15 protein-coding genes are annotated in these 19,206 nt (G+C 39.5%); 7 read left to right on the forward strand and 8 right to left on the reverse strand.

Going from position 1 to position 19,206, the window contains the following annotated elements:
* Positions 1 to 132 precede the first annotated feature (132 nt).
* The 5 genes from NCWK1_RS25495 to NCWK1_RS25515 all read right to left on the reverse strand — a co-directional run bounded on the left by NCWK1_RS25495 (position 133) and on the right by NCWK1_RS25515 (position 8,234).
* Complete coding sequence (locus NCWK1_RS25495) at positions 133 to 1,584, reverse strand: dolichyl-phosphate-mannose--protein mannosyltransferase (RefSeq protein ID WP_103126630.1); 1,452 nt, start codon at positions 1,582 to 1,584, stop codon at positions 133 to 135.
* 298 nt (positions 1,585 to 1,882) lie between these two features.
* Entirely contained in the window at positions 1,883 to 4,399 is a 2,517-nt protein-coding gene (gene ppsA / locus NCWK1_RS25500) for a phosphoenolpyruvate synthase (protein ID WP_096577857.1), read from the reverse strand.
* Positions 4,400 to 4,906: 507 nt separating this feature from the next.
* Positions 4,907 to 5,929, reverse strand: a complete 1,023-nt coding sequence (gene hppD, locus NCWK1_RS25505; protein ID WP_103126631.1) for a 4-hydroxyphenylpyruvate dioxygenase — start codon at positions 5,927 to 5,929, stop codon at positions 4,907 to 4,909.
* A gap of 140 nt (positions 5,930 to 6,069) precedes the next feature.
* The gene (locus NCWK1_RS25510) at positions 6,070 to 7,155 is read right to left on the reverse strand and encodes an NYN domain-containing protein (RefSeq protein WP_103126632.1); all 1,086 of its coding nucleotides are present in this window, start codon (positions 7,153 to 7,155) and stop codon (positions 6,070 to 6,072) included.
* A 272-nt stretch (positions 7,156 to 7,427) separates the two neighbouring features.
* Entirely contained in the window at positions 7,428 to 8,234 is an 807-nt protein-coding gene (locus tag NCWK1_RS25515) for a phosphate ABC transporter ATP-binding protein (protein ID WP_096577863.1), read from the reverse strand.
* A gap of 1,039 nt (positions 8,235 to 9,273) precedes the next feature.
* Here NCWK1_RS25515 and NCWK1_RS25520 point away from each other — a divergent pair.
* From NCWK1_RS25520 to NCWK1_RS25540, 5 genes are all read left to right on the forward strand, one after another.
* Entirely contained in the window at positions 9,274 to 10,284 is a 1,011-nt protein-coding gene (locus NCWK1_RS25520; protein WP_103126633.1) for a PstS family phosphate ABC transporter substrate-binding protein, read from the forward strand.
* Between the two features lie 94 nt (positions 10,285 to 10,378).
* Positions 10,379 to 11,293, forward strand: a complete 915-nt coding sequence (pstC, locus tag NCWK1_RS25525) for a phosphate ABC transporter permease subunit PstC (RefSeq protein ID WP_103126634.1) — start codon at positions 10,379 to 10,381, stop codon at positions 11,291 to 11,293.
* Position 11,294: 1 nt separating this feature from the next.
* Positions 11,295 to 12,218 (forward strand): phosphate ABC transporter permease PstA, encoded by a 924-nt coding sequence (gene pstA, locus NCWK1_RS25530; protein ID WP_103126635.1) that lies wholly within the window; start codon positions 11,295 to 11,297, stop codon positions 12,216 to 12,218.
* Positions 12,212 to 12,985, forward strand: a complete 774-nt coding sequence (gene pstB, locus NCWK1_RS25535) for a phosphate ABC transporter ATP-binding protein PstB (protein WP_103126636.1) — start codon at positions 12,212 to 12,214, stop codon at positions 12,983 to 12,985. Before pstA ends, pstB begins: the two co-directional genes overlap by 7 nt.
* A gap of 363 nt (positions 12,986 to 13,348) precedes the next feature.
* Positions 13,349 to 14,383 carry an L-histidine N(alpha)-methyltransferase gene (locus NCWK1_RS25540; RefSeq protein ID WP_103126637.1) on the forward strand — a complete coding sequence of 345 codons (1,035 nt, stop codon included), beginning with the start codon at positions 13,349 to 13,351 and terminating at the stop codon, positions 14,381 to 14,383.
* Here the strand turns inward: NCWK1_RS25540 and NCWK1_RS25545 are convergent.
* The 3 genes from NCWK1_RS25545 to glyS form a co-directional block, all read right to left on the reverse strand.
* The gene (locus tag NCWK1_RS25545; RefSeq protein ID WP_245894990.1) at positions 14,380 to 14,961 is read right to left on the reverse strand and encodes a hypothetical protein; all 582 of its coding nucleotides are present in this window, start codon (positions 14,959 to 14,961) and stop codon (positions 14,380 to 14,382) included. The two genes, NCWK1_RS25540 and NCWK1_RS25545, sit on opposite strands and share 4 nt — an antisense overlap.
* Positions 14,962 to 15,097: 136 nt before the next feature.
* Positions 15,098 to 16,468, reverse strand: a complete 1,371-nt coding sequence (gene murD / locus NCWK1_RS25550; RefSeq protein ID WP_103126638.1) for a UDP-N-acetylmuramoyl-L-alanine--D-glutamate ligase — start codon at positions 16,466 to 16,468, stop codon at positions 15,098 to 15,100.
* Between the two features lie 83 nt (positions 16,469 to 16,551).
* Positions 16,552 to 18,702 carry a glycine--tRNA ligase subunit beta gene (gene glyS / locus NCWK1_RS25555; protein WP_103126639.1) on the reverse strand — a complete coding sequence of 717 codons (2,151 nt, stop codon included), beginning with the start codon at positions 18,700 to 18,702 and terminating at the stop codon, positions 16,552 to 16,554.
* A gap of 100 nt (positions 18,703 to 18,802) precedes the next feature.
* On the opposite strand from glyS, the gene NCWK1_RS29765 reads away from it, so the two are divergent.
* Both NCWK1_RS29765 and NCWK1_RS25560 read left to right on the forward strand, forming a co-directional pair.
* Entirely contained in the window at positions 18,803 to 18,976 is a 174-nt protein-coding gene (locus tag NCWK1_RS29765) for a DUF6888 family protein (protein ID WP_096577880.1), read from the forward strand.
* Complete coding sequence (locus tag NCWK1_RS25560; RefSeq protein WP_187308248.1) at positions 18,976 to 19,194, forward strand: DUF6887 family protein; 219 nt, start codon at positions 18,976 to 18,978, stop codon at positions 19,192 to 19,194. Before NCWK1_RS29765 ends, NCWK1_RS25560 begins: the two co-directional genes overlap by 1 nt.
* The last annotated feature ends 12 nt before the right edge of the window (positions 19,195 to 19,206 follow it).

Here is a 19,206-nt window from a genome sequence, read left to right on the forward strand (position 1 = left end):
CAGTCTAGCAGGCAGACTCTATAAATACAGATAAGAAATGTAAAAAATATATGATTGTTTACACTGTATATATGTAGCAATATTAAGGATAAAAAGCTTAGATTATGACAGTCATTTTAAGGCTAAATTGCTTTAAATCCAAGAGTTAAACCACATCCGTAGTTTATAATCTGCGGATGTGATAGGTAAACCTAAATAAATGGGCAACCAATACACAAAAGCCACCAAAATCATCAAAGAAATGGTGACACCGATCGCCTGTAATGGCCGATAATAGCTACGCAGACATTGATCGACAAACCAAGCGATCGCTAAAAATGCAAATACCACAGCAGTCATGTAGTGGTAAATAAAAGCGCACCTCGATACACCCATCCACGGGACTAAGTTAGTGGCATAATTTACCACTAAATATAAGGCAATCCATGTATCAACAGTGAGATTTTTTGGTAAGGTAAACCTTTTTTGCTGCTGCCAAAACATTACCATTGAAGCAATGAGCATCCCTATTAAAAATATTATGGCAGTCACACCAAACCACCACAAAAAAGGGTTACCCATTGCATGAACATCATAAATAATTTTCCCGGCACCAGCAGGTAATTCAGGCCCCAAACCAGGTAATGGATCAGTCGCTTTTTGGGCTGTTTGGTAATAATATGCCATTGGTCGAGTTAACAACGGCCATTTATACCAAGCAGCACAGTAGGGATGTACTTCAGCATTATTCCCACCCAGCCGTTCATGAAAAGCTAAGATTTGCTTGTGGACGGCGATAAATCCATATTTGGTATCTAGTTGTAAATGGGGAATCCAAATCAGGCTATAAACGGTAAGTGGGAGAACTCCTAAAAATAAGACAACTTGCCAAACATATAATTGTGTTAACTTTTGCAGCGGGGATGAAGATTCTTGATTAATTTCTGCATCATTATGATTGATTTTTGTGACGAATATTTGCCATATCCAAGCAAATATCCACAAAACATAAACACCAGCTAGAAAAAATAAACCATTCCATTTAGTCGCAATAGAACAACCAAAGGCGATACCCGCAATTATTAAACATAATTTCCGTTTTTGTCTCTGGTTATTTAAGGCTAAAAGAAATAACCAATGCCCCAACAAACCAAATAAAACTATATATATATTGATTAGCGCATAGCGAGATTCAACGATAAATATGCCATCAACAGCGGTGAATAAGCCAGCAATTAAGGCAAAACTGCGCCGAGAACTTAATTGATAAGCAATCCCAGCAATTAGTAAAGGGATAAACGAGCCTAAAAAAGCATTAATCCAACGATAATCCCAAGGCGATCGCAGCGAACCTGTGAGTCCATTCACGCTTTCATGCCAAAATGGTACATGACTACCTAGCCAGATACCTAGGGCAATTATCAGTTTTCCTAACGGTGGATGACCATCGAAAAAAGAAACATGGGTGAGATAGTTATTCCCAAATTTAGCGTAGTAAATTTCATCAAAGACTAAGGTGTTAAACCTATCTAGTCCCCAAAATCTCAAAGCGAGTGAGAGTAAAAAGATACTCACTAACCCAATGCGGAACCAATTTTTAGTCATTAGTCAATGGTCAATAGTCTTTTGTTATTTTCCCCTTTGTTCTGCTTTCTTTGGAAAAATTTTTTAGGGTGAGCATTGCCCACCCTAATGATAGTGAATTTTAGGCGATCGCAAATTCTCAATCTTGCCGCAGTTCTTCAGACCGGAACCCCAACACAATCTGATTTTTCGGTACGCCAGGATTAAGTGGCTCTTTTTCAAGAATATCGGTAAAAACATCCTCGTGAACAAGAAGAACCCCGACTTCTTTAAGAAGTCGGGGTTCTGAGTCTCTAGAATTTGAAATTTATCGCTTTACTTAAGACTCAGGATTTTCCACTTTTGCGATTTCCAGCATTGTTTTTAATACAGAATCAGGATTTAAACTGATAGAATCAATGCCCTGTTCTACTAAAAACTGGGCAAATTCTGGATAATCGCTGGGTGCTTGTCCACAAATACCGATTTTGCGGTGGCGTTTTTTGGCGGCTTCGATGGCCATTTTGACCATTTGCTTAACTGCGGGACTGCGTTCATCAAATAATCTGGCGACTAAAGCCGAATCTCTATCTAATCCCAGTGTTAGCTGAGTTAAATCATTGGAACCGATGGAAAAACCATCAAAAACATTGGCAAATTCTTCTGCCAAAATTACGTTACTGGGTAACTCGCACATCACATAAACTTGCAAGTTATTCACACCTTGTTGCAAGCCATTTTTTGCCATCTCTGCTAATACTAACTTTCCTTCTTCGGGAGTGCGGCAAAATGGAATCATCGGGATGACATTTGTTAAACCCATTTCATCCCGAACTCGTTTGATTGCTTGACATTCTAAGGCAAAAGCGGCTTTATAGCCTTCATCATAATAACGTGCTGCACCACGCCAACCTAGCATGGGGTTTTCTTCATGCGGTTCAAATTGTTTACCACCTAATAAATTGGCATATTCATTACTCTTAAAATCTGACATCCGCACAATCACAGGTTTGGGGTAAAAGGCGGCGGCAATTCTGCCTATACCTTGGGCTAATTTATCAACAAAATACTGTGGTTTATCATCATAAAGTGAGGTAATTTCTGTTATTTGGGCTTTGACTTTTGCATCTTGCAATTGGTCGTAGTGAATTAACGCCATTGGATGAATTTGAATTTGATTTGCAATGATAAATTCTGTCCGCGCTAAACCTACGCCATCGTTGGGAATTGCAGATAAACTAAAAGCCTCTTGAGGATTTCCCACATTCATTAATATTTGCGTGCGAGTGCGGGGTAAGTTTTCTAGAGGAACTTCTTTGACTTCAAAAGGTAACAAGCCGGGATAAACTTGACCGTCTTCGCCTTCAGCACAAGAAACTGTGACTTCTTGATTGTTTTTGAGGACTTGTGTTGCATTCCCGCAACCAACGATCGCCGGCACACCTAATTCTCGTGCAATAATCGCTGCATGACAGGTACGTCCACCAGCGTTGGTAATAATTGCACTGGCACGTTTCATAATTGGTTCCCAGTCGGGGTCGGTTCTTTCGGTTACTAATACATCCCCTGGTTGGAATTTGTCGATATCGTGGACATTAACAATGACACTCACTTTACCTTGGCTGATGGCTTCGCCTATGGCTCGTCCTGTAACTAAAGGTGTTGGGGTTTCTTTCCCCGATACTAAGCGATAACTCCGCAAGACATTGGTGTTTTTCTGCGACTGCACAGTTTCAGGACGCGCTTGGACTATAAATAGTTGATTAGTAATGCCATCTTTTGCCCACTCAATATCCATTGGGGTGTAATTACCGTGAACTTGGGAGTAATGGTCTTCGATAACGCAAGCCCATTTTCCTAGTTGTAAAATTTCTTCATCATTCAGGGCAAATTTAGTGCGATCGCTTTCACTAACGGGTACATTTTTGGTTAACTTACAATTATCATCATCGGCTCTCACTGTTAATGTATGGGCGCTATCAGCAGCACAAGCCATTATATCTATTTCCGTTGCCGGCACATAAATCATTTTGATTTCTTTACTACCCAATTTCTTATCTATAATTGGGCGAAAACCTGTTTTTAATGTTGGTTTAAATACCACATATTCATCGGGATTAACTGCACCTTGAACAACGTTTTCACCTAAACCATAAGCGGCGGTAATCAAAGCGGCATCTTTAAACCCGGTTTCGGTATCAATAGAAAACATCACCCCAGATGTTGCTAAATCAGAACGCACCATTTTTTGGACACCAACTGATAAAGCCACATTAAAATGATCAAATCCTTTAGTATGACGATAAGAAATAGCACGGTCAGTAAATATAGAAGCAAAACATTTATGACAAGCTGTGATTACTTCTTCAACACCAACAATATTTAAATAAGTTTCTTGCTGTCCAGCAAAACTCGCATCGGGAAGGTCTTCGGCGGTGGCGCTAGAACGAACTGCAACATCAGTTTCTGTTAAGTATTGCTCACATAAACTCGCGTAAGCTTTAGCAATCGCCTGTCGCAAATCTTCAGGGAATGGTGTGTGCAGTAATAGCGATCGCGCTTTGTCTCCCCGTTCGCGTAAATTGTTCACATCTTCAACATTTAAATCAGCAAAAAGTTGGCGTAACTTTGCTTCTAATCCCGCTGATTGGATGAAATAACGATAAGCATAAGCGGTAGTTGCAAAACCCATTGGTACATTCACACCTTTAGGGGTTAATTGTTGAATCATCTCTCCCAAGGAGGCATTTTTTCCACCTACTAGGTGTATATCTTTAATGCCTACCTCATCAAACCAAAGAATGAGCGATCGCTCTTGAGAAAGTGAGGACAATGTTTGATGAGATACTGTAACCATAAGTGTTACCTCCCAAATAGATACTCTAGTTAATGAGTTTTAAATTTTAGTGAATAACTTTGATATCTCGCACCCAGCAGGTATTTTGGCGCTTAATTAGCGTCTGACAAATCTTGTGGATGCTTAATAATTCCTTTGGGATCACGATAACAAATAAATCCAAGTTTTGGGTAGTATGTGCAGCATTCCTTAAAATAGTTCATCAAGCATCAACAAATACTGCATGAATTAATTAGCACTTACGTATGAAAACGAAAAATCAAGTATAAGAGTGTAAATGTTGAAACCCAGTCTCAACAGACAACCTGGGTGCTTAAGTCCCGTTAGCAACTTTCTCAAATAATTACGCAAAATGTAACGAAAAATAAAGAGATATTGCAATGCAATATCTCTACAAAGGTTCAGGGTAGATGCAGTATTTTCATTCGCTATGAAGTTAAAGAAGCTGATTCCGCCGTTGCTGAATATTAAGATTTTGGTGAATTACTATTACTTATTATTGCTGCTTTATTGCAAAGTTCCGCGTTTTATTTGTTCGCTTTCAATTGCTTCAAATAAAGCCCGAAAATTTCCTTCGCCAAAACCTTGTGCTTGGAAACGCCTTTCAATAAACTCAAAGAAAAATGTCGGCTGTGCAAAGATAGGTTGAGTAAAAATTTGCAGTAATAAAGCGTTTTGACTATTAGCTTGCCAGTCTACTAAAATTTCTTGTTGAGCGATCGCTTCTAATTCTAAGGGCGATAAGCGAAATTCTGTCCGCTTTTTCAGCTGGGAGTAGTAAGTTTGGGGAACTGACAGTAAAGATAAACCACGGCTGCGTAATTGCGCGATCACACTAATCAAGTTGGATGTTCGCAAAGCAATGTGTTGAATCCCCGCACCGCGATTCACAGTTAAAAATTCTTGAATTTGCGAATTACTAGAAGCTGGTTCATTAATGGGTAATTGTACACTGCCATTGCGGGAAACTAGCACTTGACTATATAACCCAGAGCGATCGGTTTTAATTTTAAATGCTTGTTGCGGTTGCAAATCTAAAACATTTTTGTACCAAGCCACAGCACGCTCTAACTCACCAACTGGTACATTTAATACTAGATGATCGATGGCAGTAAACATAGGGCGATCGCGTGTTTCCCGTTTTCCCCCCGCTGGTTTTTCCATCAACGTATGAGTCATTCCACCCCAAGCCGCAATTTTCCCGCACTTATAACCGAGATATTCTTGGATGGGTTCTAAGATTGTAGCTCCTTGTGCTGCTGCTTGAGCGATCGCAGCTGCTACATCTGTTACAGCAAAAGCAATATCCGCAACACCAGGAGGATGTTGACGCAAAAATACCGCAACCGGACTTGTGGGCAATAATGGTGAAGATAGCAAAAAACAAATAGCGCCACTTTGTACCATTTCCGTACAAGTGTGATTGGAACTTATTCCACTATTAACTGCGGTAAATCCCAGATAATCTACGCACCAATCCCGCCAAGCCGGAGCATTTTCTACATAGAAGTGAACGTGAGCAATTTCCATAAATCTCGAAAATCTAGCATGAGAGCTTATCTATGTGTAAATTCTGCCTGTTTTGCTAGATTATCAAGTCCTTCCTAAGCAATAATTATGTAAGCATCCTACATGATTACACCTGAATAAGCAAGAGTTTGAATAGGAGGTTATTTAACTGCTATCTCCCATCCTTTGGGAGTTTGCTTGAGTTTAAAAGAAGTACAAGATTGTAGAAATTTAATAAAACTACCACTTAATTGCAAGCTTTTTATTTGTTTGGTAATAGATTTACCATATTGCTGCTTAAACTCACCACCTACAAGGTTAATGTTAATTTGGCTTCCGGGAGATTTACTAGTTAATTTACTAACAATATTGTTTAGTACCTGTTCTAATTGTAGTTTAGTACTAATACTTGTTGATGGAGAATTAGCAGCACTTTCTGTAACTGCATCTTTTGTAGGATCAATTTCAAATAATGTGATATATACCGGAGCATTTGGCTCAATTTGATGAAGTACAAATTCTGCCGGGTAATTTACAAATATTTCCCTAGCTTTCTTCCCTGGTAAGTGTTTAGCAGCTACCTGAGTAATATTTACTTTATACTTATCCTTATAATTTTGGGAGATTGTAGCTAAGTTAATCCAGTAACTATGAGTGCGTTTTTGTTCTGCTTTAACTAACTCTTTAATTTGTAGAATAAATTGAGAAATATCGGGAATTTCTGGTACAGCATTATTACCTCGTGTCACAAGCTGACCTGTATAACTATTTAATACTGTAATATCTTCACCTTGTTGACTTACTTGATATACTGTTAAGCCATGTTGCCGTAGATGGTTGCATAAATTAGTCATCACTTTATCAGAAGAACAAACCAAAACTTCTCTAGCTTTTGGGTATCTTTCGTGAATAGATGAACCAAAGGCGATCATTTTTCCGTCAGCATTATCCTTACCTACGGGGACATGAATTAAATCGTAACCACGTCCATGCAACTCTACATCTAGTTTGCCCATGCTACACCAATTGGCAAAGGCTATTTTAATTTGAATTGGACAAGTACAAACTGTGGTTAAAAATTTTTCGGTTTCAGTGTTGATTTGTAAGTTTTCCGCATCTAATAATAAAACTGCTACCTCAGTTTTGCTACCAGAAGCAGCACAGACAAGCGTTTGTTCGGCTTCAAATGACTGAATTTCGGTGATTCGACCTGAGCCATTTAACTCAGTTGCTTTAGCATAGCTCATAAATTACCACAGGTAATTTAGCTTAGATGATTAAGTTATTATCCAAGCCAGGAAAATATCCATGTTATATCTATGCAATAAACTATTTGATAACCGTAAAACTCCTGAAAATAAATTCTCTCAGATCCCCGACTTCTTTGAGAAGTCGGGGATCTGAACATCACCAATTTTGATAAATAATAAATATAGGACTCATATTAGATTTTAGAAAAAACAGTACACACAAAATACTCTTTCCTCAGCCTGATTGCATACTTCATACTTCCTACTTTTTATCGATTTTCATATTTACTACTACCAAGGCGGCTTAACACATATTCACGGGTGCGGACATCCAAGGCGTTAGTAAAAATTTTTTTTGTCAGTCCAAATTCTACCATTTGACCAATGCGATGTTCATTGGTACTGAAAAAAGCTGTGAAATCAGATATGCGCGTGACTTGCTGCAAATTATGGCTAATAATCACCATTGTTAATTCCGATCGCAAACGCAAACTCTGAATTAAACCTTCCACCTTTGTCGCCGCTATCGGATCAAGCCCAAAACAAGGTTCATCCATGAGAATAATTTTTGGTTTCACTGCTAAAGCACGGGCTATACAGAGTCGTTGTTGTTGTCCGCCAGAAAGCTCTAAAGCAGATTTATGCAGTTTATTTTTGACTTCATCCCAAAGATCAGCGTCTTTGATAGCAGATTCGACAATTTGATCTAATTCTACCTTCGGTCGCCATCCCAGAATTTTTACACCATAAGCAACATTATCATAAACACTCATAGGAAAAAGATTTGGCTTAGGCAGCACCATGCTGACTTGGCGACGTAATCGATTTAAATTGACTCGACGTTCATAAATATTTTGATTGTAAAATTCTACTTTCCCCTCAACTTGAACGTCAGCTTCTAATTCGTTCATCCGATTGAGGCTTTTAATAAAAGTAGACTTACCACAACCACTAGGGCCAATAATTGCTGTTACTTTGTCCTGGTAAATATCCATTGATACCCCTTCCAGGATTTTTTGGGTGTTGTAGTAAAGGCTAAGATTTTTAACTTTGATTGCTGGAATTAGCTTATTCATGCCAGAAAATCGTAAGTGTATAGATGTTGACTAAACGCAATCATGAAAATCCGTGGCTTTGTATTACTACACTGGTGATCAAACTGGAAGTTAATTTCTACAATTTCGTTATACAGCAAATATACTGATATTAGATATCTGTATAAGATTCAGGTAAAAAATCCTGACTCTCCTGAAGATTTACTGTAAAATATGTTACCACTAAATCCTACAACTTTCCGATTTTTTATTGCTAAATTTCTGATTTTTTGAGATTTATTTTTAGATATTGCCAGCAAAAAACGATATTTAGACCTACTTTATAAATTCTTCTTTAAAAAGCAAATGGTTTTTTAAAATTTGAATAAATTTGTTATAGCGCTTCATTGTTTTTTTAATAGATTATCTATTTTTAGAAGCTAGTCTATAAGTGTCCTGGTGGCGATCGCTACAAAATTGAAACTGGAATATAGATACTACATACTTACGCCAGAAGATAGAAAGAAAATCAACTTTAATGTGCTTTATATCTACAAAGTGAATTTTGTTCTGTTCTAATCATTTAATTGTTTACGTAAAATATTATACTTACTTTTTGCTTAATACTTAAGTAGTTAAAAATAAACTTCTAAGTTATGGCTAAATTTAAATAATACCTTAATAACTAATTTTCCAGAATTTAAATTAACACATAATTGCTGAAAAATACAGCATCTTTTAAATAAGTGAAATACATAAATTAAGTCTCAAATCTAGATAGAGAGACTATTCTAATTTATGAATTTTTCCTCCTGAGTTCTGCTTGATGATTGATTTAGCAGAGATCAGGTTAACAATACATCTCTAGAAAAATACTCAAGAATTTAGTGCTGCTTAACCGCATCATCATAATCAAAAATGCGTCAAAGCTTAACTACTTTATAACCAATAATTAATTTTTTTATTACCTTGGTAAGTCACTTTTTTTACAGTGATAGATAAAGTTTTGACCAGTTATTAACCTGATCAATTTTTTAGCCCTTTGGAAGCACAAAGTATCAAACAAAAGAGGATCGTTGTTGTGAGTAAAATTAGCTTGAAGCTTAATAGCTGGACAGTAGCTGCCGGGATTTCGATGATAGCAACTACTTTGGGTTTATCCATGTCTGCTGTTCAATCCCAAAGCGTGAAAACTATTGCAATTGATGGTTCTAGTACTGTTTTCCCCATCACAGAAGCAGTAGCAGAAGAATTTCAAAAATCTCAAGGCGGTAGAGTTCGGGTGACAGTTGGTGTTTCTGGTACTGGTGGTGGTTTTAAAAAATTCTGTCGGGGTGAGACAGATATTTCCGGCGCTTCCCGTCCGATTTTGCAAAAAGAAATTGAAGCTTGTAAAGCTGCTGGTATTCGCTATATGGAACTACCAGTAGCTTATGATGCCATCACAGTAGTAGTTAATCCCCAAAATACTTGGGCGAAGAATTTGTCTGTAGCCGAACTCAAAAAAATGTGGGAGCCAGGCGCACAGGGTAAAGTTAATAGTTGGAGTTTAATCCGCAAGGGCTTTCCCAATGCACCTTTAAAGTTATTTGGCCCTGGTGCTAATTCGGGAACTTTTGACTATTTTACCGAAGCTATTGTGGGTAAAGCGAAATCTAGTCGCGGTGACTTTACAGCTAGTGAAGACGATAACGTGCTTGTACAAGGTGTTTCCCGCGATAAAAACGCCATTGGCTATTTTGGTTACGCCTACTATGCAGAAAACCAAAAAAGGTTAAAAGCAGTACCTGTTAATGGTGTATTACCATCACCGACTACCGTAAAAAATGGTAGTTACTCTCCTTTATCTCGTCCTTTGTTTATCTATGTCAGTTCCAAGTCTGTGGATAAACCAGAAGTGAAACAGTTTGTGCAGTTCTATTTACGCAATGGGGCAAAATTCGCCCAAGAAACAAGATATGTAGCGCTACCAGCTTCTGCCTATACCACAGCCCAAAGCCATTTTGGTAAAAAGAGATTTGGCACGGTTTTTGGTGGTAAAGAGGCTGTGGGACTAAAAATTGACGAACTGCTGCGTCGAGAAGCTCAGTAATTCAACTTATTTCCTGATTTTATCGTTTTTCATTAGATCCCCGATTTGTTCAAGAAATCGGGGATCTATCAAAGTTGAGTCTGGTATTCTGAGCATGACTATTGCTAAAAAAACTCGATTTTCTGCCAAGCTATTACGTAATTTGCGGGAACGAATCATAGAATTTATCTTGTTTCTCGCAGCATTGTCTTCGGTAGCAACAACAATAGCTATCGTTGGTATCTTGCTTTACGAGTCGGTGAAATTCTTCCATCAAGTATCGTTATGGGAATTTTTGACAGATACTCAATGGACACCTTTATTTGATGACAAGCATTTTGGTATTTGGCCTTTAGTGGCTGGGACATTAACGACAACAGCAGTCGCCTTATTAGTAGCTATTCCCTTGGGGACAATTATTGCAATTTACTTGAGTGAATTTGCTCCTCCTATAGTTCGGGAAGTAGTTAAGCCAGTTTTGGAATTACTTGCAGGTATTCCAACTGTGGTTTACGGTTACTTTGCGTTATTATTCGTCACGCCATTGTTGCAAGTTGTTTTACCAGACTTATCCGGTTTTAATATGCTGAGTGCAGGTTTAGTCATCGGGATGATGATTATTCCCTACGTGAGTTCCTTGAGTGAAGATGCGATGCGTGCTGTTCCGACACATTTACGGGAGGGGTCTTATGCAACAGGCGCGACACGCTTGCAGACAGCATTACGCGTAGTTTTGCCATCAGCAATTTCAGGGATTTCCGCTGCATATATTTTGGGAATTTCCCGTGCTGTGGGTGAAACAATGGTGGTGGCTATTGCGGCTGGGGGACAACCAAATCTCACCTTTAACCCCTTGGAACCAGCGGCGACAATGACTGCTTATATTGTAGGCGTGAGTCTGGGCGACTTACCCCACGGCAGTTTGGAGTATGAAACTATCTTTGCGGTAGGACTGACGCTGATGCTGATGACCTTGGTCTTCAATATTATTGGTTATTTCCTCAGCAAGCGCTATCGAGAAATTTATTAAGATGGTTAGTCAAACTATTCCCTACATTCGCAAAATTATCACGCGCAACAAGCGATCGCAAAATATTTTTAGCATCATTGGCTTGTTGGCCATGTTAGTGGGTATTGCCACCTTACTAGCATTAATCTTTGACTTGTTTAGTGATGGATGGCCGCGTCTTTCTTGGCAATTTGTCACCTCATTTCCCAGTCGTAAAGCCGAACAAGCAGGTATCCTCTCGGCTTGGGTAGGGACAATGTTAGTCATGCTAGTCACCGCATTAGCAGCAATTCCCATTGGTATCGCATCGGGAATTTATTTAGAAGAATACGCCCGTAAAAATTGGATATCTGCCTTAATTGAGATTAACGTCACCAACCTAGCCGGAGTTCCTTCCATCATTTACGGACTTTTGGCTTTGGGTGTGTTTGTCTATGGCTTAAACTTGGGTCAAAGTGTAATTACTGCTGGGTTAACTTTGGCATTATTAATTTTACCAGTAGTCATTGTCACTACCCGCGAAGCCCTCCGCGCCATTCCCAATAGTATTAGGGAAGCCGCCTACGCCACTGGTGCTTCCAAATGGCAAATGATTTGGGATCATGTCCTGCCATATTCTACAGGCACAATTTTAACTGGAATTATTGTCGCCTTAGCCAGAGCGATCGGTGAAACTGCACCCCTCGTTACCATTGGCGCACTCACATTTATCGCTTTTTTACCAGACTCCCCCATCACAGGACAATTCCCTTTTGTCTCATTTGCTTGGTTACTGGCTCCCTTCACAGTACTACCAATTCAAATGTTTGATTGGGTGTCTCGTCCCCAAGCCGAATTCCAGGTGAACGCCGCTGCCGCAGGTATCGTGCTAATTGCTATTACCCTCGCCATGAATGCTGTTGCTATTTACATCCGCTATCGTTTACGCCAAAAAATCAAATGGTAGAAACTCCTCTCAAAGCCTCTGTCGATTACCTCAATTTTTACTACGGTAGTAAAGTTCACGCCCTCAAAGACATTCATTTGCCCATTGCAGACAAGCAAGTAACAGCCCTAATTGGCCCTTCTGGATGTGGTAAAACTACCTTGCTACGATGCTTTAACCGGATGCACGACTTATATCCGGGAAATCGCTACAAAGGCGAAATCACTCTTAAACCAGATGGAATTAACCTCCTTAGTCATAAAGTAGACCCCATTGAAGTACGAATGCGAATTAGTATGGTATTTCAAAGACCCAATCCTTTTCCTAAGTCAATTTACGAAAATGTCGCTTATGGTTTGCGTGTCCGGGGTGAATCGAAACGTGGTGTGATTGATGACAAAGTAGAAAAAGCTTTACGCAACGCGGCTTTGTGGGATGAAGTCAAGGATCGGTTAAATGATTTAGCCTATAACCTTTCTGGTGGTCAACAGCAGAGGTTATGTATTGCCCGTGCATTAGCTACTGAACCAGAGATAGTATTGTTTGATGAGCCGACATCTGCATTAGACCCCATAGCCACTGCCAGTATTGAAGAGTTGATTGGCAAGTTAAAAGAAACGGTAACAATATTAATTGTCACTCACAGTATGCAGCAGGCTGCGCGGGTTTCTGACTATACGGCGTTTATGTATTTGGGTGAATTGATTGAATTTAACAAAACAGAAGTGATTTTTCATCATCCTGTGGATAAAAAGACCGCAGATTATGTGAGTGGGCGATTTGGGTAATGTAAGAATAGTGAGAGGTGGGCATTGGTTATACCGACTTTGTAGTCTACACACTTTGAGTGTTTGGAATTAAGGTAACGTATGTGCAACTTTCTCTCAAACCTAACCTCCAACTCCTGCCCTAAGTACCCTTAAAAAGGGGGGAACTAATATCAAAGTCCCCCTTTTTAAGGGGGATTTAGGGGGATCTAAAGTGTTTTGCTACCAACAAGCAGACTTTTAAAACAACCTCTTAGACGACCACCACAGAATAAAATTTAACAGCTTGTTTGAGAGCAATGTATGGGAAAATACAAGACTGGCCACAGTAGTGACCAATTATTTACTACCTCATACTGCAAAACATCTCAGAACAAGGACTAAATGGCTAAAAAGTTTCTTAGCAATTCACCAATTTTATCAAATAATTCAACTTCTCATATTCGCGTAGCAAAGCCAAGTTCTGAGTTCTACTCTGTTTTTTCAAAAGCAGAAGTTTTAGAAATCATTCACGCATTAGAAACTAGATGGGAAATTCCTTTAAAATATGCTTATAAAGGTCAAGGAGCGAAAATTTGGCATGAGTTTTATCAAAAATTTGTTAGCCCTAAATGGTATCGCAAATCAAGTGTAGAAATTGACCTTTTAAGGAACAATTTTGCATATATTTATAGCAATATTCAAAAATGTGAACAAGTTAATGTTATTGATGTGGGTGCAGGAAATTCATATCCGGCTAAAGATTTTGTGACTAAACTCAATCAATTGAATAAAATTAATAAATATATCGCCTTAGATATTAGTGAAGGATTGCTGACCGTATCTAGAAAAAATTTTACAACTTGGTTCCCCAAGATTGATTATATCAACCAACAAATGGATATTGAAAATAGCTGTATCCCTGCAAATTTCTCAGGAAACCCCAAAATCATTCTGCACTTGGGTGTAACAATGGGCAATCATCACAATAGAAATCAGGTGCTGAAGAACTTTAGAAATAGTATGGATGAAAATGATTTTCTTATATTTACTAATGAAATTGGTTCTAACTCTCAATGGAATGGAATAGCCAGAGGCGGCTGTAAGTATCATGCAAAAGAAATATATCGCTCAATCAAAAATAGCATTGGGCTGAAATCTCAAGATTGTCAATTGGTTAGAAAGTATGACTTAGCAACAGATAGTGTAGTCGCTAATATCAAATTTCTACATAATTACAATATCGATTTTAGCTTTCAAGGAATAGATAAATCTATTGAAATCTCCAAGGGTAAAGAAATTACAATTTGGAGACATCATAAATATGAAATGCCTAAACTTATCCAAGAACTAGAAGGTGCAGGACTAGAACTTGTTCATTATACTACTAACAAATATTCATCACATATTATGGCAATTTGTAAGATTGTGAATAACTAATGGAGCCAGAAAAGAATTCTAATTTCTGCGGGATGACCTAACTTTAGTAATTCTTGAATAAACCAATCAACACAACCGACATATTCTCTATAACTCTGTACCCATGAAACTTCAGTTGTGTTGTCTTTTTTCATTTTATAAACAGACTCATCGTCTGGTAAATCATCAGGAAAAGGAGCCGAAGCAGAAAATAAATAGGCATACTGATGATTTACATAGCCTTTACATGGTGGAAATATTCTATCCCAATCATAGTCAATAATTTCTTGAACTAAGAACCAAGTAAAGTGATGTTCTATTCCGAGACGATTATTTTCAAAATAGTCCTTATAAATAGGATTCATGTCTTCTGGTAAACCACGCGGTTCAGCAACTGGAACTATTTTCTCTGTATGCCAGTGATAATAACTTAAAGAATGATGATGATAACCGACAAGTGCAGCGTAGAGTTCATAAGGTGTACCGAGACTCATGTAGCATACTGGTATTCTTTTGCCTTTTGACCACTTTGGTTCAGGGATTGGTTCCCATTGATTATTTCTCCAAATTTCTGCGTAAAGGCTGCTGGTTGTACTCATATTATTTTAGTAATAACACGGTGCGTTAGGCTAAAGCCGTAGCACAACGACAATAAAGCGGGAGGAACATCCACACCGCTTTTTGCCTCCCCTGCTTAATATTTACTTTAAGCATTTCCAGAAACTATATAATTTATCAACGCCCCGCCCAAGCTAAACACAACTGGCGGAAGTCGTCACCACGCACCTCAAAGTTAGGATACTGGTCGAAACTTGCACAAGCGGGAGACAACAATACTACAGGTGCTTGGTGCTGTTTGGCTAATTCTGCTGACCGAGGTACAGCTTTTGCCATTGTTTCGATGATTTCGTAATTGGTGTACCCTATTTCTTGTAAGCGTTGGGCAAAGGCTGGTGCGGCTGCGCCAATGAGTAATACGGCTGCGGCTTTGGCTTGGATTTTGGCTAACCAACCTGTATCATCGCCAGGTTTGGCTTCTCCCCCTGCAATCAAAATTGTGGGACTCTTCACCGAGGCTAACCCGACTTCAGCTGCATCATAGTTGGTGGCTTTGCTGTCGTTGATAAAGTCAATACCTTCCCAAGTGCAGATATGTTCTAAGCGGTGGGGAACACCAGGGAAGTGTTCAATGGCTTTGGTAATTGCGTCGGGTTGAATTTCTGCTAACCGTGCTGCGGCTACGGCGATGAGGAGATTTTGTAGGTTGTGTTCTCCTACCATACGTAATGCAGAGGCTGGAAGAATTTTGGTTGGTGTGGAGGTGGTGTTTAATTTCTCAATCACCCAGCCGTCTTCAATGTAAAAACCTTTGTCGCCAATTAAAAAATCTTTGCCTTTAACACTTGTCCAATAAGCATCCGGCCAATAACTCAGACCTAGTTTATTTAAATAAGCATCATCGCCGTTAAATACTTGCAATTGGGAGTGCTGCAAAAGCTTGGCTTTGATGTTGTAGTAATTTTCTAAAGTTTTGTGACGGGCGAGGTGGTCGGGTGTAAATGTTGTCCATACGCCGATGTGGGGTGCTAAAGATGAGGAAGATTCTATTTGATAGCTGCTAATTTCGCCAATTACCCAATCGGGAAGTTTGGGGGATAGGGCAACTTCACAAGCTGCATAGCCGATGTTACCGCAGGCAGGAGCATCAAATCCGGCTGCTTGAAAAATGGCGGCAATTAAGGCTGTGGTGGTCGTTTTGCCGTTTGTACCCGTGATTGCTACCCAAGGCTGGGATTTTAAATTTCGCCAAGCCAATTCCATTTCGCCAATAGTTTCAATGCCTAGTTCTCGTGCTTTGACTAACACGGGAATATCCCAAGGTACACCGGGACTAACAATAATTAATTGGGGTAAATCAGGACTGTTTAAATCTAGGGAATACCCTAGTTTAACGGTAATTTGTTCGGCAGCAAGTTCTTGTTGTTGTTGCAGGAAGGTATCAGAGGTGTTTCGCTCGCCTAGCTCCACCTCCCAGCCTTCCCGTTTCAACAATCTCGCCGCAGCAACACCGGACTTACCTAATCCAATTACATGAGCTTTGGACATAGACTGTAGCAGAGACCCCTGGTTAAGCACTCCCTATACTAGCGCTAATTGGTAACATTTACACCACCTTTTGTTGATCTATGCTACAAATTTTTAACGATCGCCCCAAAGTCAGCTAACACCCGCGCGTGATTTCGCAGTAATCCCAGCAAATTTAAACGATTGCACTTAATTTCGGGATTTGTATCCATCACTAACACACTATCCGCACCATCAAAGAAATTGCTGACGGTAGGAGCAATTTTTTCTAACGCTGCAACTAACAGTTGATAATTACGTGACTGTTGGGCGGTTTGAGTTTGGGGAACTAATTCCACAATGGCATCATAAAACGCTTTTTCTGATGACTTTTGGAACAGTTCGGGACGAATTAAAGCTGCTGGTTCTAGCTGTTTGGTATCCAAATCACCTTGGGCTGCGAGGCGGGTAGAACGATTGACGGTTTCGTAGATTTTATCTAGAGTACCATCGTTGCGGATTTGTTGCAGATATAAGGCGCGATCGCGGACATCTAATAAATCTTGCAATGCTCTTTCTGTATATTCTGGGTCGTTTTCTCCCAAAACAGCATTCACCAAATCGTAATCAATTTCTTTCTCTTCTTGCAGTAATGTCCTAATTCTTTGCAGGAAAAATTCTTGCAGGGTTGTGACTAATTGCCCTGGTTCTTTGCTATATTCTTGGGCAAAGTTAGCTGCTGTTTGCTGCAATAAATTATCTAAATTAATTCCTAAATTTGCAGCCCAAGTAATATTTACAATCGCATTAGCAGCCCGACGCAAAGCAAAGGGGTCAGAAGAACCTGTGGGAATTAACCCCAAGCCAAAAATACTAACTAAGGTATCTAATCTATCAGCCAAACCAACAACTCGACCTGTTAAAGTTGTTGGTAAAATATCATCGGCTCCCCGTGGTAAATAATGTTCAAAAATTGCCGTCGCCACCGCTTCCGGTTCGCCACTAGCTAAAGCATATTTTTGTCCCATAATGCCTTGCAATTCTGGGAATTCATACACCATTTGACTGACTAAATCTGCTTTACATAATAAAGCTGCCCGTTGAATATTTTGGCTGTCTGTTGCTGAGAGACCAAGTTGTGTAGCAATTTGCTCGGCAATATTAACAATGCGATTTACCTTAGCACGCAGCGAACCTAAATCTTCTTGGAAAGTTACCTTTTCTAACTGTGGTAAAAAGCTTTCTAAAGGTTTAGCTATATCGGCATTATAGAAAAACTGTCCATCTGCTAATCGGGCGCGGATGACTCGTTCATTACCTTTAGCAATGATATCTGATTTTGCTGGGTCGCCATTAGAAACTGTGATAAAATTGGGTAGTAATTCCTTGTGATTTTCTGTTTGAAACACAGGGAAATATCTTTGATGGCTCACCATTACAGTCGTAATTACTTCTGTGGGTAAATTCAAAAAATCTGAGTCGAATTTACCAACCACTGGCGAAGGCCATTCTACCAAATTAGTTACTTCTTTTAATAAGTCAGGATAGATTTCTGTGTAACCATTGAGATGATTAACGGCTGCATGAACTTCTTTTTGAATTGTAGTTGAGCGTTCATGATCATCAACTACTACATAGCCAGAACGGAGAGTATCAACGTAATCAGTTGCTTGATTAATAGTTATAGGTTTGGGATGTAATACACGATGACCATGAGAAATGCGATCGCTCTTAACTGTCTCAGAACCATTTACTAATTCTATCGGCAAAACTGCATCATCCAACAAAGCCACCAGCCACCGCACCGGGCGAGAAAACTTCACATCGCCGTCACCCCAGCGCATCAACCGCTTACCTTCTAAATTAAAAATCCATTGGGGAACCAGTTCGGTCAAAATATCAGCTACGGGGCGACCAGGAGTTTTTTTATTGACAAAAACAAAATCGCCTTTGTCTGTAGGGCGAATTTGTAGCGCGTCGAGTTCCACACCTTGCTTTTTCGCAAAGCCTACCGCTGCTGGTGTTGCTTGACCATCTTTAAACGCAGCTTGGGCGGGAGGTCCTTTGATTTCTTCTTCTCGGTCTGGCTGTTGCTGTGGTAGACCTTTGATAAGCACCGCCAAGCGTCGGGGAGTACCGTAAACTTCTACAGCGTCACTGTTGAGACTATTGGCTGTCAAAGTTTGGGGAATGCGCGATCGCCATTGTACTATGGCATCACTGAGAAAATTTGCAGGTAGTTCTTCTGTACCAACTTCCAATAAAAAATCCGGCATAAGACAAGGTTCACATCAGTCAATTCCACCAGTTTACCTTGCCATCATGTTGAAGTATGCCATACTTTAGCATCTATACGCTCTAAAGTGAGAATGTCTCATGCCAACTGCTGAACAAGGCATCAGGTGTGTCATACTATGTCAATCTTTGACTAATACATTCACGCCTATTTTTATTGTCCGCCTCGATGAGCAAACAGGTAATGTGTTTATTTTGGCAGGCGATAATATAGAGATAGAAATCTATCGCAATGGTCTTTGGAGGTTCTTGTGATGAAATCTGACTTTAGTAGTATGACTAAAACTGAGTTAAGAGCTTTCGTCATTGCCAACCCCGACAATAAAGCAGCGTTTCGTGCCTTTGTTGACCGCTTTACGTCTGAAGCATCTCCACAGACTTTTGACATTCCAAAATCAAATTCTGAAATTGAAGAAGTTGAAATTTTGATTAGACAAAAGTTAGCAGAACTAAATATGAAACGAGATTTTTAGGTAGTTGCACAG

Source organism: Nostoc cycadae WK-1 (assembly GCF_002897135.1).
GTDB lineage: Bacteria > Cyanobacteriota > Cyanobacteriia > Cyanobacteriales > Nostocaceae > Nostoc_B.

Bases quoted from the DNA above. Each gene is read 5' to 3' on its own strand.
- NCWK1_RS25495 (WP_103126630.1), bottom strand. From the start codon at position 1,584: ATGACTAAAAATTGGTTCCGCATTGGGTTAGTGAGTATCTTTTTACTC.
- ppsA (WP_096577857.1), bottom strand. From the start codon at position 4,399: ATGGTTACAGTATCTCATCAAACATTGTCCTCACTTTCTCAAGAGCGA.
- hppD (WP_103126631.1), bottom strand. From the start codon at position 5,929: ATGGAAATTGCTCACGTTCACTTCTATGTAGAAAATGCTCCGGCTTGG.
- NCWK1_RS25510 (WP_103126632.1), bottom strand. From the start codon at position 7,155: ATGAGCTATGCTAAAGCAACTGAGTTAAATGGCTCAGGTCGAATCACC.
- NCWK1_RS25515 (WP_096577863.1), bottom strand. From the start codon at position 8,234: ATGAATAAGCTAATTCCAGCAATCAAAGTTAAAAATCTTAGCCTTTAC.
- pstC (WP_103126634.1), top strand. From the start codon at position 10,379: ATGACTATTGCTAAAAAAACTCGATTTTCTGCCAAGCTATTACGTAAT.
- pstA (WP_103126635.1), top strand. From the start codon at position 11,295: ATGGTTAGTCAAACTATTCCCTACATTCGCAAAATTATCACGCGCAAC.
- pstB (WP_103126636.1), top strand. From the start codon at position 12,212: ATGGTAGAAACTCCTCTCAAAGCCTCTGTCGATTACCTCAATTTTTAC.
- NCWK1_RS25540 (WP_103126637.1), top strand. From the start codon at position 13,349: ATGGCTAAAAAGTTTCTTAGCAATTCACCAATTTTATCAAATAATTCA.
- NCWK1_RS25545 (WP_245894990.1), bottom strand. From the start codon at position 14,961: ATGAGTACAACCAGCAGCCTTTACGCAGAAATTTGGAGAAATAATCAA.
- murD (WP_103126638.1), bottom strand. From the start codon at position 16,468: ATGTCCAAAGCTCATGTAATTGGATTAGGTAAGTCCGGTGTTGCTGCG.
- glyS (WP_103126639.1), bottom strand. From the start codon at position 18,702: ATGCCGGATTTTTTATTGGAAGTTGGTACAGAAGAACTACCTGCAAAT.
- NCWK1_RS29765 (WP_096577880.1), top strand. From the start codon at position 18,803: ATGCCAACTGCTGAACAAGGCATCAGGTGTGTCATACTATGTCAATCT.
- NCWK1_RS25560 (WP_187308248.1), top strand. From the start codon at position 18,976: ATGAAATCTGACTTTAGTAGTATGACTAAAACTGAGTTAAGAGCTTTC.